The sequence below is a fragment of the Metabacillus arenae genome, from assembly GCF_014773385.1.
GTDB classification, from domain to species: domain Bacteria; phylum Bacillota; class Bacilli; order Bacillales; family Bacillaceae; genus Metabacillus_D; species Metabacillus_D arenae.
In genome coordinates, this window is the sequence record NZ_JACXAI010000021.1 from 1 (window position 1) to 16,297 (window position 16,297).

Consider the following 16,297-nt stretch of genomic DNA (forward strand, 5'->3'; position numbering starts at 1 on the left):
GAACGATCAAAAACTTAATGAATAAAAAGGGAGCCATTTCCTTTTAGAAACAGCTCCGGTTTTTTTACATCTCCACTTTTTGGGGTCTTGACCATATTACCGTGGTTCTCAATTCGAGCATGCCTTTTTGGATGTGGAAATCAAAAATCTTAAAAGCTAAATTTGTTTTTTAACCTTCAAACAAAGTTGTCTTGAGGAAGGGATCTCCTTCTTCAATCAAACAGAAAGGTTGATAAGAGAGGAAGCTCAATGCAAATGTATAAAGTTTTGTCGTTTTAAGAGATCTTTTTTTAAGAATGAACTAGGAGGAAACATTATTCAAAACTTTCTTCGTCCTGATTTAAAAGGAGGGCAGTCAGTTTGCCAAACGCTACGTATATGTCTAAAGCCATTTGTACTTCTCGTCTAGTTGTAGAATTCATCATATCAATGTTAAATCGTTCTTTTAAATTGGTAAGGCGATAGCGCATGCCGCCAATTGATAAGTTAAGGATCCGAGCGGTTTTATGCAAATTACATTCATTATTTAAATAAAAATAAATCGTTTTTAATAGCCCAGATGATTTCTGAAGGTCATAGTCATAGATAGGACCTAAAACGCTATTGGCATAATTATCCAATTCCTGAGGATTTCTTGCATCTAATAAAATGGAGATATGGCCAATTGTCGAGAATAAGAACACTTGCTGTTTCTTATTGATTTGAGCGATTTCTAATGCTTTTTTAGCTTGTTTGTAACCTTCGTGAGTTCTATGAATACTTGGACATATATTGCTTATTCCAATGAGCAGTTGTGCTGAAGGAAATTTCCTCTTCACTTCTTTTAATATGGATATTCCGAATTTCTCTTCGCTCATATTGCAAGCCTTTAATAAATCCACGGAAACAAGCGCTTGAATCTGTCCAAAAGAGTGTGAGATCAATATATTTTCTCCTGCAATAGAAAATGAATATTTTCGAAGGCTGTTCATAATCACTTCCTTTTCATCATTTACAAATTCATCGTTTTGAAAATCATAGGATTGATTTTGTAAGTTAAAAATAAACACATAATGTGGTTTGTTGATTCTGTAGCCTAGATAAGATAGTTTTTTCGTGATGTTAGAATCTAAATTTGGCTTCAGCAATACCTCGTGTAATAGTTCTCCTTTCATTCGCTGCTCTGTATCAATGGCGGTTTTTTCATTTAGAATATGAAGTGCACAAATATTTGCTGCTCGCTCAGCAAAAGAAGACTCTAGTTCTTCCATTTCTTTTGAGTTTTTAATGATTGAAATATAACCATACACACGGTTTTGTACGATGATCGGTGTAATTAACGGATAATGGGAAAAACCTAGTTCCTTTAAAAGATTTAGTTGTATAGTAGTGGTTCGCTGTTTTAGCATTTCATTAATTTTATCCTGGTCTGATAAGTCAAGTTTTTCCTTGTTCTCGATGATGTTTTTTAAGGAATAATACTGTATATCCCCATATTCTGACAGGGTTTCAAAATCCTTGTTGGAAATAACAATGCCACATTTCAAGCTGCGTCCAAGTATCTGGGCAATTGAGTCAAGTCCATTCCCCTGTAAGACAATTTGCGTCAATTGGTTACTTAACAAATTCCCCTTTTTTAAAATTTCACTCTGTCTTTCAATTCGTTTATGTGCTTGATCTAGTTCATCCCTGATATCTTCTCGTTCATAATCAACCAATTCAGGTGAAATTTCATCTCCCCATAGATCAAGTGTTTTTCCAATGAAATGACAATGTGGATCACCCTTCCCGATACATTCAACCTCTTTAAATACAACTTTTTTGCCTAATGAGGTACTGCAGTAACCGCTCGCATACCCTTCAAGAAAATAACAAACAGGCTCAGAATGAATAGGGAAGTGCTGCAAATATTGTTTGGCTTCATAAGATTGATTCCAATACCCTTCCACGTCGAATTCTTGGCTCTCTGTATCAATATGAACTTTAATAGGAACAGATGATGTTCGTCCGAAAAGGCTATGCATCTTGACCCCTGCCATGATCCATTCCTTTTTATTTTCCCAATTAAACATATCCTTTAACATCAAGGCTTCATGCCTGCCGCACTGATATCCATACCGTAATAGAAAGCGTTTGGCCCTTTCAATTCCAAGAGCTAAAACTAGATCTTTGATTAACGTTCCCCAAGCATCAGCACTTGATATAAACATTCGATGAGACTGTAGAAAATCATCCTTCTTGGGGTTCATACTAAATAAATCGCCTAAGGTATTCGTGTTTGCTTTTATAGCCATTTTGCAACCTCCAAAAAAGAATAGATTGTGAATTGTTAATTACTATAATATCAGATTAGAATGGATTTTTAAAAACAAGAACTATACGTTTCGGTTGTAAATATAGATTTTTCCGACCGATAAGTAAATTGTTTCCTATGCCTAATATTAATAACATGTATATATAATTAAGTTTTCAAAATAGTTTTACAAATGGAAAGGTGGAAATTGTTATCTGTGCTTTCACGAGATCCAATGGATTCCACAATGGTCAATTGTAAGCTGTTCATTTAAAAGCAAAGGGGAATGAAGATGAGACGTTCATTAAGTGATCAAGTGTGTATTGTCGGAGTAGGTGAAACGGACTTTGTAAGGGGTACAGATAAGTCATTAACACAATTATTAACGGAAGCAGCTGTGAACGCTTGTAAAGATGCCGGAATTCATCCTTCTGAAATAGATGGTGTTATTAATCCATGGAGATATAATGTCCGGTGTGAAGATTTGGTTGCTGGTTTAGGAATTAAAGAACTTAAATTCAGTGGTAGAAGTGAAATGGGTGGAGCAAGTGCGATTGCAGCGATACAACAAGCTGCTCTTGCTGTCGAACATGGTGTAGCAGAATACGTTGTGGTAGCCACCGGTCAAAAAGGTTATTCAGGACCAAGATTAGGCGGAACTGATCCTAGAATACTAGACTATAATAATACGATTATGCCAAATCCAGAGTATCGCGATAATATGGAATATCCATATGGTGTAATGGTTCCAATGCAATATTTCTCTCTTCATGCTAATCGCTGGTTTTATGAATATAACCCAGACCCAATTGGCATGCAAATTGTGGCCATGACGTGCCGGGAACATGCCCACAATAATAGTAAAGCCTATATGAAGGGGAGGGCTATGACCGAGGAAGACTATCAAAATTCCCCAATGCTGGTCACCCCATTTAGGCTATTCGATTGTTCTTTAGAGATAGATGGGGCTGGTGCAGTGATTGTAACATCAAAACGCAATGCCCACCGTTTCAAAAAGCCTATCTATATTGCCGGTATTGCCGAAGGACATCCGAATCAACCTGATGATATGCCAACCCGCTCGGATATATTGGACATGGGTATTAAATATGCTGCACCAAGAGCATTTGAAATGGCTGGAATATCAAGGGATGAGATAGATTTTGCTGAAATCTATGATTGTTTTACGTTTATCGTATTACGACAAATTGAGGAAATGGGTTTTTGTGAAAGAGGAGAGGCACCTGATTTTGTTAAAAATGGAAGAATAACGTATGGTGGACAATTGCCAATTAATACACACGGCGGCTTATTATCGCAGGCACATATTGTAGGAATTAATCATGTGGTAGAAGGCGTACATCAATTAAGAGGCGAATCAGGAATCGCTCAGGTACAGGATGCAAAAATAGGGTTAGTGACGGGATATGGCGATATGGGTGATGGGTCCATTGCCATTTTACACAATTAATTGTCATGTAAAAATGAAATGAAAGAGGGGCTAAAAATATGAATCAAGTAGAAATGCAGGTAATCAGACCATTGCCAAATAGAGATTCCGATTGGTCACGTGATTGGGATTTATATAAACCTTTTTGGGAAGGAACAAGAGAAGGAAAACTTTTTGTTCAGGAATGTACGGCTACCGGAAAGAAAATATGGCCGCCGAGATTTTTATCTCCGCATGAACCTGGTTCCGAAATAAGATGGGTTGAAGCAGGTACAAGTGGCGTTGTTTACACTTTTAATATTGTACATCGAGCATTTTATCCATACTTTAAAGAGCGTGTTCCATATGCTCTTGTTGCAGTTGATGTGGGAGACGGCGTAAGATTTCTTGGAAATACAGTTGACATGGATCCTACCAAAGTCAAAGTAGGTATGGAAATGGAAGCGGTTTTTGAAAAGGTCGATGATGAAGTTACCTTGGTTCACTGGAAGCCTGTGAATGGAGGGAATTAACATGAACATCCAACATGATCTTTTAACTGGGATTAGGGTTCTTGATTTTACATGGAGTGTTTCTGGTTCAAATACAACTAGAATTCTAGCAGCAATGGGAGCAGAGGTAATTAAAGTAGAATGGCCAAAGACACCTGATATGATGCGGTTTTCCATGTATGCAAAGGATGATGAGCCTGGCTTAGATAACGGTGCGTTTTTTAATAGTTTAAATGTTGGTAAGAAAAGCTTTACCGTTAATATCAAATCAGCTGAAGGTATGAATATCATTAAAGAGTTGATTAAAAAATCGGATATCGTTACTGAAAACTTTAGTGCTGGTGTTTTTGAAAAATGGGGTCTAGATTACAGCAGCTTAAAAGAACTGAATGAAGGCATTATTTATATGAGTATTTCCGGATTAGGTCATACCGGAAGACAAAAAAATTATGGGACATGGGGTCCGACAGCAGCAGCTTTATCCGGCATGACCTATATTTCCGGCTTACCAGATACACATCCAAGTGGATGGGGTTATTCGATTTTAGATATTGTTGCCGGATATACAGGTGCATATTCTGTTTTAACGGCATTACTCTATAAGAAACGTACAGGGGAAGGCCAATATATCGATATTTCTCAGGTGGAAACAGCATTGCCTTTGGTCGGTACAAATGTATTAGATTATTTTGTCAATGCCCGTCCTTCAAACAGACCAGATTTTCCAACTGGTAATCGTTCTATTCTTTCTACTGATGAAAGGAAATCAGACTTTAGAGGTCCGATTGCTTGTCCGCAAAATACATACCGTTGTGCGGGTGAGGATGCGAATGACTATTGTGTCATAGCTATTTACTCTGATGATGAGTGGGAAAGATTTAAAGCTGCGATCGGTCAGCCTGAATGGGGAAATGATCCGAAATTCACCAACCTAAAAGGTCGTATCCAACATCAGGGTGAACTAGACCAACATATCGAAGAGTATACAATCAGATTTCATAAATATGAAGTAATGGAAGCATTGCAGCAATACGGCATTGTTGCTGTGGCAGTTCAACAAAATGAGGATATTGTAGAAAATGATCCTCAATTAAGATTCAGAGGTCTGTTTGAAAAGATTAAACATCCACTACTAGGTGAAAGATTAGTAGAAGGTATTCCTATTAAAATGTCTCAAACATCCCCATCTATTCGTAAACCAGCGCCTTTAATGGGAGAAGATAATGATTTTGTATTAAAAGAAATACTAGATTATTCAGAAGAGGAAATAGAATTACTGAATCGTAATGGTGTTTTCTGGCCATTGGATATGCCAAAAGATTCGTTTAAAGCAGTTAGACCATTATGGTAAAAGAGAAGGAGTGAACTTTGATGAAAAAGGTCGCTTTAAAAGGGATTACGATACTAGAGATAGGAGATCAATTGACTCAATTTGCTGGAAAACTACTAGCAGATATGGGCGCTCAGGTGATCAAGGTGGAACCGAGTGAGGGCGCACCGTCAAGAAATATAGGTCCATTTTACAAAGATATTCCTGATAAAAATGGAAGCTTATATTTTTGGAATTACAATACTTCTAAAAAATCGATTACTTTAGATATCGATACAAAAGAAGGTCAAGAAAAAATACTATCTTTACTGGATGATGCAGATGTCATTCTGGAAGGAAATAAACCGGGTCAAATGAAAGAATGGGGCTTGGATTATGATACGTTGTCAAGGAAATTTCCTGGACTAGTCTATTGTTCTGTTACTCCTTTTGGCCAGGATGGACCATGGAGTAACTATCAATCATCGGATATTGCCCAATTAGCGTTGGGTGGAATTATGGCTGCCACGGGGTACGATGATATTCCTGACGCTCCTCCAATCGCTCCGACTGGCGGGCAATCATTCCATCTTACAGGGTATTTTGCAGCTATGGGAATTGTAAGCGCATTGCTTTATCGCGATTTTAAAAGTCAAGGTCAATATATTGATATTTCTGTACATGATTGTGTCACTGTCTCTACTGAGATGTCTCTACCTTATTGGATTTATCAAAAAGAGCATGTCATACGTCAAACTGGCCGGCACGCCCTTCCGAACCGCTCAGTGCGTTGGAATCTCAAATGTAAGGATGGAAAATATATTCTGGTTTTAAATACTTATTTAGATGTAAAAAGATGGAAGAGTTTAGTGTCTTGGTTGTCATCCCATCAGCTGGAAGAAGACTTGGGAGACGAAAGATATACAAATGATAAGTTTCGTGCTGAACGAATGGAGCATGTAACAGATGTATTAGAGCGTTTTTGTAATCAATTTGAGTCAGAATATATTTATCATACTGCACAAAGTATCGGCCTTCCTTGGGCACCGGTTCGTGCACCGGAAGATATGATTCATGATAAACATTTAAATGAGGATCGAAATGTCTTTGCATCTGTGTATCACCCTGAGTTAAATGAATCGCTTACTTATCCAGGCGCACCATATAAGTTCTATGAAACTCCTTGGAATATTAAAAAAAGACCTCCGTTGTTAGGGGAGCATAATGACGAGGTCCTGCACAGTTTGAACACGAAACTGTCCAACTAGCAGATTCATAAGATCATTGGCGGCAATGCATTGTGGATTTTAGAGGATATTTTTAGTTAACTGTCTTAGATTATATAAGTTTTAAATACCATTTGAAATTTTAATATGTTTTGGAGGGCCAGTATAATATGAAAAATCATGAATATTTGTCAGGAATAATTGAGGAAAAGAAAGAGAGACTTTTGGAAGTTAGTAATCAAATATGGGGATTTTGTGAAACGCGTTATGAAGAGTTTCAATCAGCAGAGTTACTTTGTAAAGCATTGGAGGAAGAAGGGTTTAAAGTTGAGCGGGAAGCTGGGAATATTAAAACAGCATTTATAGGGACCTATGGAAGTGGGGGACCAACCATTGCTATACTTGGTGAATTTGATGCCTTACCTAATTTGAGTCAAGAAGCAGGAACTTCGATTAAGAAGGAAATTAGTAAAGGAGGAAATGGTCATGGATGTGGCCACCATCTTTTAGGTGTTGGTTCTTTAGCCGCAGCCATTGCAGTTCGCCATTATATAGAGAAAAAAGGAATAGAGGCTACCATTCGTTACTACGGTTGTCCCGCTGAGGAAGGAGGGGGTGGAAAGGCCTATATGGTAAGAGAGGGGCTTTTTAAAGATGTAGATATTGCTTTTACTTGGCATCCATATGATCAAAATATAGCTTATAATGCTACGATGTTAGCAACCACCCAAATCTACTATAAATTCAAAGGGATAAGTAACCATGCTTCTTTTGCGCCGCACTTGGGCAGAAGTGCTTTAGATGCTGTGGAGTTAATGAATGTAGGAGTTAATTATTTAAGAGAGCATATTATTCCAGAAGCAAGAGTTCACTATGCCATAACAAATACCGGTGGTTTTGCTCCCAATATTGTTCAAGCAGAAGCTGAAGTACTATACAAAATACGTGCTCCTAAAGTGAACCAGGTGAAGGAGATAGTCGAAAGAGTCACAAATATAGCCAAAGGGGCATCTTTAATGACAGAAACAGAAATGGATCTAGAAGTTGATGGCTCTTCTGCAGATTTAATTCCTAATGTCACATTAGCCTCACTGTTATACGAAAATTTTAAAAACATTGGAGTACCAGGTTATACAGAGGAAGAGTTGAAGTTTGCACAGTCTATACAAAATAGTTTTTCAGAGCCGCAAAAGGAAAATGTGCGTATCCATGATAATACAATTATTTCGAATGAAATCCAACCTTTTTTAGAGGAAGCAGATTTCCTACCAGCCTCAACAGATGTAGGGGATGTTAGCTGGAATGTACCAACAGGACAAGTTTATACGAGCTCATTTGCCTTTGGAACTCCAATCCATTCTTGGCAGCTTGTTACACAAGGGAAATCCTCCATTGCTCACAAAGGAATGCTATTGGCTGGTAAAGTAATGGCAGCTTCCGCTGTTGATGCCATTCTTAGACCAGAATTAATTGAAAAAGCTAAGAATGAATTAAAACAACGAACAGCTGGGAATAATTATGTGTCCTTGATCCCATCTTATGCAAAACCACTCCCAATCAGAAAATAATTTCTTCTCATTCGTGTAGCAGTAATTGAAGGAAAATGACTTCAAAATCAATAGGACTTTCTTTTTAAGGTTGGGGAATCATTTAGTTTAGCGAGACGGTTTGGAGACTTCGTCACCCTACATAAATCAAAAAAAGGAGTACTTATATGGGAGAAATAAAATTAAAAAATGGAAAGCCTGAATTAGAACATAAAAATGGTTGGTTTACGAAATTTCTAAATATTACTGAGCGATTAGGAAATAAACTTCCTGACCCCTTTATGTTATTTGTATACTTATCAGTAATTGTTATTTTACTTTCGTGGTTCCTAAATAGTCTTGGATCAAGTGTCGTACACCCAGGCTCCGGGGAGGAATTACCAATTAAGAGCCTTGTTTCAGGGGAAGGAATCCAGTTTATTTTTGGATCGATGCTTGATAACTTTACTGGTTTTTCGCCGTTAGGGCTCGTATTAGTTGTTATGCTTGGAATTGGTCTGGCGGAAAAGGTGGGTCTGTTTGAAACAGCCATACGCAAAACCATTTTAAGTGCACCCAAAAAACTAATTACAATTTCGATCGTTTTTGTTGCAATTAATTCTAATATAGCATCAGAAGCGGCATCAGTTGTTATTCCTCCCTTGGCGGCAATGGTTTTTTATTCAATTGGGCGTAATCCTATAGTAGGATTGGTTGCAAGCTTTGCAAGCTTAGGGGCAGGATTCACGGCTAATCTATTAGTTGTTGGAACAGATGCATTATTGGCTGGAATAACGACAGAAGCTGTTAGAGCAATAGATGATAAATTAATCGTGACACCAGTAGATAATTGGTACTTTGGTATTGTTTCTGTAGTAATGCTAACAATTATAGGTACTTTAATAACGGATAAGTTAATTGAACCAAGACTTGGAGAATATTCTGGAGATTATGTTCTTAAGGAGAATAACAAGGAGCATCCTAAAGCAGGGGAAGCCTTACGAAATGCAGTAATAGCCGGTGCAGTTTATATTATAATACTAGGTACTTTGGTGTTTTGGCCAAATTCTCCAATGAAAAATGAGAATGGCGGATTAATTCCATCGCCGTTTCTCGATAGTATAGTACCTATTCTGTTAATGTTTTTTATTACCATTGGGTGTGCCTTTGGCATAACAATTGGGAAAATCAAAAGCTCTAAAGATATGACTAATCTTATGACTGAATCTATGAAGGATATGGGCGGATATATTGTGCTAGTTTTTTCAATATCACAATTTATTTCCTTCTTTAATTGGACAAATATTGGTACATGGCTGGCTGTAAATGGTGCCGATTTATTAGTAGAGTTGGATTTCACAGGCATACCGGTTATCATACTCTATACTATATTGACAGCATTTATGGAGTTTTTTATTACTAGTGGTTCCGCAAAATGGGCATTAGAAGCACCGATCTTTATCCCAATGTTTATGGAGTTGGGCTATCATCCGGCATTTATACAAGCAGCATATAGAATTGCTGACTCCTCATTTAATATTATTACCCCACTAAGTGCTGCTTTTGTTATTGTCTTAGGATTCTTAAAACAATATGATAAAAAGGCGGGAATTGGAACCTTAATGTCTCTATTAATGCCTTATTCTCTTATCTTCTTGGGCAGTTGGATCGTTTTATTGTTAATCTTTTATTTTCTGGGTATTCCATTCGGACCTGGAGTAGGTGCTCACTTATAATGAGAGAAAGAGGGTAGGGGATTTTTATAATAAAAATTTTCCCAAAATTCAAAAAATATCGAAGTCAAATTTATGTTTTGTGTAATTAGCGTTTATAGCGGCTAAGACTATTCGATGTGTCAAGTGAGTAAAGTTTTAAAGAAGTATTTGGGTGAAGGAAATATATATCATTCGGTTAATGAGTTGATAAATAGCCAGCTCATTAACCATTTAATAGAAAAAGTATGTGTTTTTCACGTTCTAGTTTTGTTAAGCAGGCATTTTTGAAAATAAAGGAGTTTAACAACCATGGGTACATTTTCTTCCTGGGTGTATAGTCATTTGTATATTCTATATGCACTGACTTTTTCGTTTTATCTATTTACAATTTTTTTCCCCAATGAAATCATTCAATACTTCATCGGAGTAATGGCTATTATTCTTGTATTTATCTCTTTCAAAGGAGCAAGTAAGCTATTTAAAATTTTATGTCTCATTTTTAGTTTTACGGGACTCCTATTTTATATATATGCTAGTCTTCCTTTTGTTTATCTTCCGATGTATATGTCTTCAAACATGTCACTACTTTCTTTGTTAACCGTTCTTCCTTTGATGACAAGTGTTGTACATGCAGGTAGATTCGACCGAAGACTCAATGAATTAATGAAAGGGAAAGTGGATAATTTGGGAAATTTATACATCAGGAGTTCGATGACTACCTATCTATTAACAGGATTTATTAGTATATCTGCCTTAACATTATCGCAAGAAGTATTGCAATCTAGCTTACAAAAGATCCCGCAAAAAATAAGGAAAATCTTTATTAGTAAGACGACACTTAGAGCATTAGCTGTCGCATTAATTTGGAGTCCGACGGAAATTATTGTAGCCATAACTGTGGATTCAACAGGTATCAGTTATTTATCCCTATTGCCATGGTTGTTACTCTGTTCCTTTATTGTCATTTCACTTGATTGGATAATGGGGAAAAGAAGTTTTAGTTCGATAAATGTTGAACACGATGAAGGTGTAATTCAGAATATAGATGTCAAGAAAATGACAATTCAAATTATAAAATTAGTAATGGCCTTAGCTATTTTTTTAATCGTTGTTGTGCTGACCGGGAGCCTGTTACAACTAAGTTTTATTATATCCGTAGCAATTGTGATTCCAGTATTTTCTCTATGTTGGGCAATATTATTGAAGAGATGGAAAGGTTTTAAGGTAATTGCTTGGAAGAATTGGCGGGAACGTACCAACAAAATGCAAAATTTTGTTGTCTTGTTTCTTTCCCTTTCGCTATTTTCCAACAGTTTAAGTGAGACTTCATTTCATGATGTTATAAAACAACCGTTTCTTGCTTTTAGTGATAATCCCATAGTGATTTTAATTTTTATTCAAGTTGTTTTTTTACTGGGCGGATTAATCGGAGTACATGCCATTGCCACGATCGGTGTTTTATTTGAAGTGATCCAGCCTTTATATGGGATGATCAATCCCATTAGTATTGGGATCGTGGTGATCACAAGTGCACTGGCTACTGCAACAGTCGGAGCTTATGGGGTTACGGTTACTATGACTTCTGTAGCAACCCAGCAAAACCCATACCGGATTACGTTAAATAATTTGCCTTTTTCCTTATTTTTCGGAGCCGTTGGCATATCTATTGGTTATTTTCTCTTATGATCCTATTAAAAATTCTTAGGAGGTAGAAAATGTTATGACACCGCAAAAAAGTGAAGTGAAAAGTAGAATTGGAAAAAATTTTGATGGATACCAATCCTTTAAATACTTAATTCCAGGAAAACATTATAAACCCTATCAGCTTCCGCAGTCAGAAAAATATCGGCAGACAGAGAAAATAAAACTAAGAGAAGACCAGGAAAGGATTTTTGAAACGGTATTGAAATCCTATCCCATAGTATCCCTTAGAGATCATGGTTTTGTGGTGCCTAAGAACCAAGAAGATATTATTCCTTATTGCCGGCAGCTTCATACAGCCTACGATTATAAAGGACTAGCCTTATCAGGAGTAGATGTACTATTCGAAAACTTTATGGATGGAATCTCCATTTTGACCTCTTCAAATGGATTAAAGTGGGATGATGTTATTTTAACATTGGGAATCCGATATTGTGATATCGCCAAACAAAATACAGTTTTTATTGCCAAAGACTATCAGGATTTACTAGATGCAAAAAAGACTAATCGAATTGCAATTCTACCTTCATTAGAGGCGGCAAGTATTTTAGAGAATGAAGTGGACCGAGTAGATGTTTTATATGGGTTTGGGATACGATGTATGGGCATTACCTATAATGAAGCCAATACATTAGGTTCAGGTCTGATAGAAAAAAGTGACAGTGGGTTAACGAAATTCGGCCACAGAGTCGTTGAAAGAATGAATCGCTTGGGGATGGTCATTGACATTTCCCATTGCGGAGATCAGACAAGTTTGGATGTGATAGAGGCAAGTGAAGCACCTGTTTTTATTACTCATGCAGGTGCGCGTGCTGTCTGGAACTCACCAAGAATGAAATCTGATGAGGTATTAAAGGCTTGTGCAGATAAAGGTGGTATAATTGGGGTTTGCGCAGCTCCCAATACTACCCTTTCATCAAAAAATCCAAATGAACATACTATTGAAGCAGTTATGGAGCATTTAGAATATTTAATTGAACTAGTTGGAGTTGATCACGTTGGACTTGGACCTGATACATTTTTCGGAGATCATGTAGGATTGCAGCATGCATTTGATGACATGCTGTCCCTTAGTGAATCACATGGAGAAAATTATGAAGAATCATCGTATGTTAAAGGTTTAGAAAACCCGACCGAAGCAATGAAAAATATGATGAAATGGATGATTACACGTGACTATAACATTCAAGATATCCAAAAGATCATTGGTGGTAATGCACTGCGGGTATTAGAGGAAATTTTACCGTTTTGCGATTAGTGCGGAAACTGTGAATGAAAAAAATAAATGAAAAACGATGATAAACAGGAACATTTCTATTAAATAGAGATGTTCTTTTTTTGTTATATAAGATAGTTAAATGAATACCTTTAGTCCCGTACATAATGCATTCAATGATTTCATTCAAAATGTAAAAGGTTGTTAAACTTGTATGGAAATTAACTACTGTACGTTTCGGTTGTAAAAGGCGAATTTTCCGACCTAAAACTAAATTGTTTGATTCAATATGATTTATTAATATGTAACTATAAATTAGAATTTTCCAAAAAATATTATAAAAGAGGAGTAGATTATATGTTATCAAAACAAGATAATCACTTATTAACACGTACCGGACCAGGGACACCGATGGGTGAATTGTTTCGTTTATATTGGATTCCGGCATTAAAATCAGATGAATTAAAAAGTGATGGGAAGCCGCAGCGAGTAAGATTGCTTGGTGAAGATTTAATCGCTTTTCGTGATACTGAAGGCAAGATTGGCTTGATTGAGGAGGCTTGTCCGCACCGCGGTACTTCTCTATATTATGGAATTAATGATGGGTGCGGGATTCGCTGTATGTATCACGGTTGGAAATTTGATACGAACGGGGACTGTACGGAGATTCCATCAGAAGAGGGGGACCCAAAGTTTAGAAAGACGATCAAGATTAAAAATTATCCGGTTAAAGAAGTGAAAGGAATCATTTGGACCTACATGGGTCCGGAGGAAAAACAGCCGGAATTCCCTGAGTTTTATTGGATGGGACTGCCGGTTGAAAATATGATGTCAGAACGGGTTTGGCAGGAATGCAACTATGCACAAGTTATGGAAAATGACCTCGATTATGTACATGCTGCGTTTCTTCATAAAGCACTAGGGAAACAAGAAGTGGGAGAAGGAATCTTAAGTACAGATTTAGGAATTGATCCGAACCACCCGCTTGTTAGGAATCCGCCCGTTAAACAGGATGTAGAGGATACGAATTATGGGAAACGCTGTATCGCAGTAGGAATTGGAAACGAAACAGATAATGCCTTTATGGAGATCCACTATATTTTTCCGTTCTATACATTCCCGCCAAGGTTTGAAGGAGAGGATGGAATGTGGCATGCATTCATCCCTAGGGATGACTACAGTACTTGGTCCTGGGATGTCCAATTTTCCCATAACCGCCCGATTGATGTACAGGCCAATCATGACCGCCGCGGACTAAAGTTGGATGAACATTTCAAGAAACAAATTAGCATAGAAAATGATTATGCTCAAGACCGTGAGCTGCAAAAGACAGGAAACTTCACCGGAATTCGGGGAATCGCCAATCAGGATCATGCAGCAACCGAAACAATGGGGCCGATTGTCGACCGCTCCAAAGAGCATCTTGGAACAAGTGATTTGCCAATCATTCATATGCGCCGCTTATTGCTTCAACAAGTAAAAGCGTTCCAAGACGGAAAAGAAAACTTTACATTAGTGAATGATTCGCTGAAAAATCTGTACAGTGCCGGACTTTATGACAGCAACCAAAAATCCTGGCAGGAGGCATTTCCTTTACAGTCTCAGTTTAAAACCAAGGAGTTTGAAGTAAAGTCGAAATGAGAGAGGGTATAGCATTTCTTTTTAATAGATTATATGAAGTTCAATATTGATATAGATAAAGTGGGGCGTTTTGCTGAAGAGAACCTTCTTTACGCCAGTCAAAGAACCGCTTCTCGGAAGTAAATCGCACCGCATGTACCTCACAAAAATAATTTAACAGCGCTTTCAATAAAGTCAGAATTTCATAGCGAAAGCAGGGATCGAATGACAATAGAAGAATATTTGCGCACTATTTTAGATGATGAGGAAATGGAATTAGTCACGTTAGAACCGGCCTATACTTTTAATCTTGAAGATTATGAGAGAACAAGCCATGAATAAATTTCTTTTTGAAACGATTGAAACAGCATGCAAAGCTATTAAAAATAAACAGCTGTCACCAGTTGAATTAACGCAAATGACCCTTAATCAGATTCATGAGCATGACCCAAGATTGAATGCTTTTATTACCGTTATTGAAGAAGAAGCACTGGCTCAGGCGAAGCAACTGGAAGCAGAGATTGTGAACAATCATGTAAGGGGACCTTTACACGGAATTCCGATTGCGGTAAAGGATATTTTACAAACAAAGGGTGTTCAAACGACCAGCGGCTCCAAAATTTTTGAAGGCTGGATACCTGACGAAGATGCAGCAGCCGTTAAAAGGCTTAGAGAGGCCGGTGCTATTATTATCGGAAAAGCCAACTTACATGAATTTGCCATGGGAGCGACGACAGAAAATCCTCATTTTGGAAGCACAAGGAACCCATGGAATGTAACAAGAATTCCAGGCGGCTCAAGCGGAGGGTCAGCAGTTGCTACTGCAACAGGCATGGCTTTTGGAGCGGTTGGTACCGATACGGCCGGGTCCATTCGTCTTCCAGCGGCTATGTGTGGTACGGTCGGTTTCAAACCAACCTATGGATTAGTTAGCAGAACCGGGTGTCTTCCGTTCAGCTGGTCTTTGGATCATGTTGGTCCGATGACAAGAACGGTAAAGGACGCGGCGACTATGCTTGAAGTAATGAAAGGATATGATCAGAAGGATCGGGTATTCGTAAAAAGAAATGTCCCTGTATCGTTTGATGAGTCATTAAACGGCTTAAAAGGGGTAAAGCTTGGGTTCTATGAGCCATATATGTTTTCCGGTATTGATCATGAGGTTAAACGGGTGATTAAACAAGCCTTCCGTCACTTAGAATCACTTGGTGCAGAAATTGTGCCAATTGATATACCGGGAATTGATCAGGCCTTAAATGCCTTGAAGGCGATTGCCCAATCAGAGGTTGTTTCTTTTCACGAACCTTTATTGAAAAAATTTGGACATGTATACGGTGATGATTTGAAGTACCGCTTTGAATTCGGAAGTGATGTTTCCGCAACTGGATACCTTCGTGCTCAGCGCAAGAGAGATCAATTTGTCAGGGAAACGATCAACCAAATGAAAGGGATTGACGCATTAGTTGGACCAACGAATGTTCAGCCGCCATTTGAAATCGGTACGATGGTTCCGGAAATGGCGATCAGCAATATGTTTACACTTGGTAAAACGCCATTAGCGAATATTTTAGGCTTTCCTTCCTTATCCGTTGCTTGTGGTTTTACCTCAGAAAATCTACCTGTTGGACTTCAGTTTATTGGAAAACCTTTCTCTGATCAAAGGGTCCTTCAAATTGGTGATTGCTACGAAAAATCGGAGAAATGGGTTCAGGCATTGAAAAATAATCAAGTTTATACGAATGCAAGTGTTGTAAGAAATTCTTGAACGATG

Annotated in this window: 11 protein-coding genes; 10 read left to right on the top strand and 1 reads right to left on the bottom strand. The window is 37.7% G+C overall.

All coding sequences use genetic code 11. The annotated features are described in order from the left end of the window. Window positions 1-314: 314 nt before the first annotated feature. Entirely contained in the window at window positions 315-2,273 is a 1,959-nt protein-coding gene (locus IC621_RS15795; protein ID WP_191159297.1) for a XylR N-terminal domain-containing protein, read from the bottom strand. Between the two features lie 291 nt (window positions 2,274-2,564). On the opposite strand from IC621_RS15795, the gene IC621_RS15800 reads away from it, so the two are divergent. From IC621_RS15800 to IC621_RS15845, 10 genes are all read left to right on the top strand, one after another. Next, the gene (locus IC621_RS15800) at window positions 2,565-3,743 is read left to right on the top strand and encodes a thiolase family protein (protein ID WP_191159298.1); all 1,179 of its coding nucleotides are present in this window, start codon (window positions 2,565-2,567) and stop codon (window positions 3,741-3,743) included. A gap of 38 nt (window positions 3,744-3,781) precedes the next feature. After that, window positions 3,782-4,234: a Zn-ribbon domain-containing OB-fold protein gene (locus tag IC621_RS15805; protein ID WP_191159299.1), complete on the top strand. Its 453-nt coding sequence runs from the start codon at window positions 3,782-3,784 to the stop codon at window positions 4,232-4,234. A gap of 1 nt (window position 4,235) precedes the next feature. Beyond that, the gene (locus tag IC621_RS15810) at window positions 4,236-5,564 is read left to right on the top strand and encodes a CaiB/BaiF CoA transferase family protein (protein WP_191159300.1); all 1,329 of its coding nucleotides are present in this window, start codon (window positions 4,236-4,238) and stop codon (window positions 5,562-5,564) included. A 20-nt stretch (window positions 5,565-5,584) separates the two neighbouring features. After that, window positions 5,585-6,790, top strand: coding sequence for a CaiB/BaiF CoA transferase family protein (locus IC621_RS15815; RefSeq protein WP_191159301.1), 1,206 nt, complete (start codon window positions 5,585-5,587; stop codon window positions 6,788-6,790). Window positions 6,791-6,918: 128 nt separating this feature from the next. Beyond that, window positions 6,919-8,316: a M20 family metallopeptidase gene (locus tag IC621_RS15820; protein ID WP_191159302.1), complete on the top strand. Its 1,398-nt coding sequence runs from the start codon at window positions 6,919-6,921 to the stop codon at window positions 8,314-8,316. A gap of 146 nt (window positions 8,317-8,462) precedes the next feature. Continuing rightward, window positions 8,463-10,010 (top strand): AbgT family transporter, encoded by a 1,548-nt coding sequence (locus IC621_RS15825; protein ID WP_191159303.1) that lies wholly within the window; start codon window positions 8,463-8,465, stop codon window positions 10,008-10,010. A gap of 288 nt (window positions 10,011-10,298) precedes the next feature. After that, a complete protein-coding gene (locus IC621_RS15830; protein ID WP_191159304.1) occupies window positions 10,299-11,675 on the top strand; it encodes a hypothetical protein in 1,377 nt (458 codons plus the stop codon). A gap of 34 nt (window positions 11,676-11,709) precedes the next feature. Next, on the top strand, window positions 11,710-12,948 hold the full coding sequence (locus IC621_RS15835) for a dipeptidase (protein ID WP_191159305.1): 1,239 nt from the start codon (window positions 11,710-11,712) through the stop codon (window positions 12,946-12,948). A gap of 315 nt (window positions 12,949-13,263) precedes the next feature. Continuing rightward, window positions 13,264-14,547, top strand: coding sequence for a Rieske 2Fe-2S domain-containing protein (locus tag IC621_RS15840; RefSeq protein ID WP_191159306.1), 1,284 nt, complete (start codon window positions 13,264-13,266; stop codon window positions 14,545-14,547). A 313-nt stretch (window positions 14,548-14,860) separates the two neighbouring features. Next, complete coding sequence (locus IC621_RS15845; protein ID WP_191159307.1) at window positions 14,861-16,291, top strand: amidase; 1,431 nt, start codon at window positions 14,861-14,863, stop codon at window positions 16,289-16,291. The last annotated feature ends 6 nt before the right edge of the window (window positions 16,292-16,297 follow it).

Coding starts and splice junctions, on each gene's coding strand:
- IC621_RS15795 (WP_191159297.1), bottom strand. CDS start 2,273: ATGGCTATAAAAGCAAACACGAATACCTTAGGCGATTTATTTAGTATG.
- IC621_RS15800 (WP_191159298.1), top strand. CDS start 2,565: ATGAGACGTTCATTAAGTGATCAAGTGTGTATTGTCGGAGTAGGTGAA.
- IC621_RS15805 (WP_191159299.1), top strand. CDS start 3,782: ATGAATCAAGTAGAAATGCAGGTAATCAGACCATTGCCAAATAGAGAT.
- IC621_RS15810 (WP_191159300.1), top strand. CDS start 4,236: ATGAACATCCAACATGATCTTTTAACTGGGATTAGGGTTCTTGATTTT.
- IC621_RS15815 (WP_191159301.1), top strand. CDS start 5,585: ATGAAAAAGGTCGCTTTAAAAGGGATTACGATACTAGAGATAGGAGAT.
- IC621_RS15820 (WP_191159302.1), top strand. CDS start 6,919: ATGAAAAATCATGAATATTTGTCAGGAATAATTGAGGAAAAGAAAGAG.
- IC621_RS15825 (WP_191159303.1), top strand. CDS start 8,463: ATGGGAGAAATAAAATTAAAAAATGGAAAGCCTGAATTAGAACATAAA.
- IC621_RS15830 (WP_191159304.1), top strand. CDS start 10,299: ATGGGTACATTTTCTTCCTGGGTGTATAGTCATTTGTATATTCTATAT.
- IC621_RS15835 (WP_191159305.1), top strand. CDS start 11,710: ATGACACCGCAAAAAAGTGAAGTGAAAAGTAGAATTGGAAAAAATTTT.
- IC621_RS15840 (WP_191159306.1), top strand. CDS start 13,264: ATGTTATCAAAACAAGATAATCACTTATTAACACGTACCGGACCAGGG.
- IC621_RS15845 (WP_191159307.1), top strand. CDS start 14,861: ATGAATAAATTTCTTTTTGAAACGATTGAAACAGCATGCAAAGCTATT.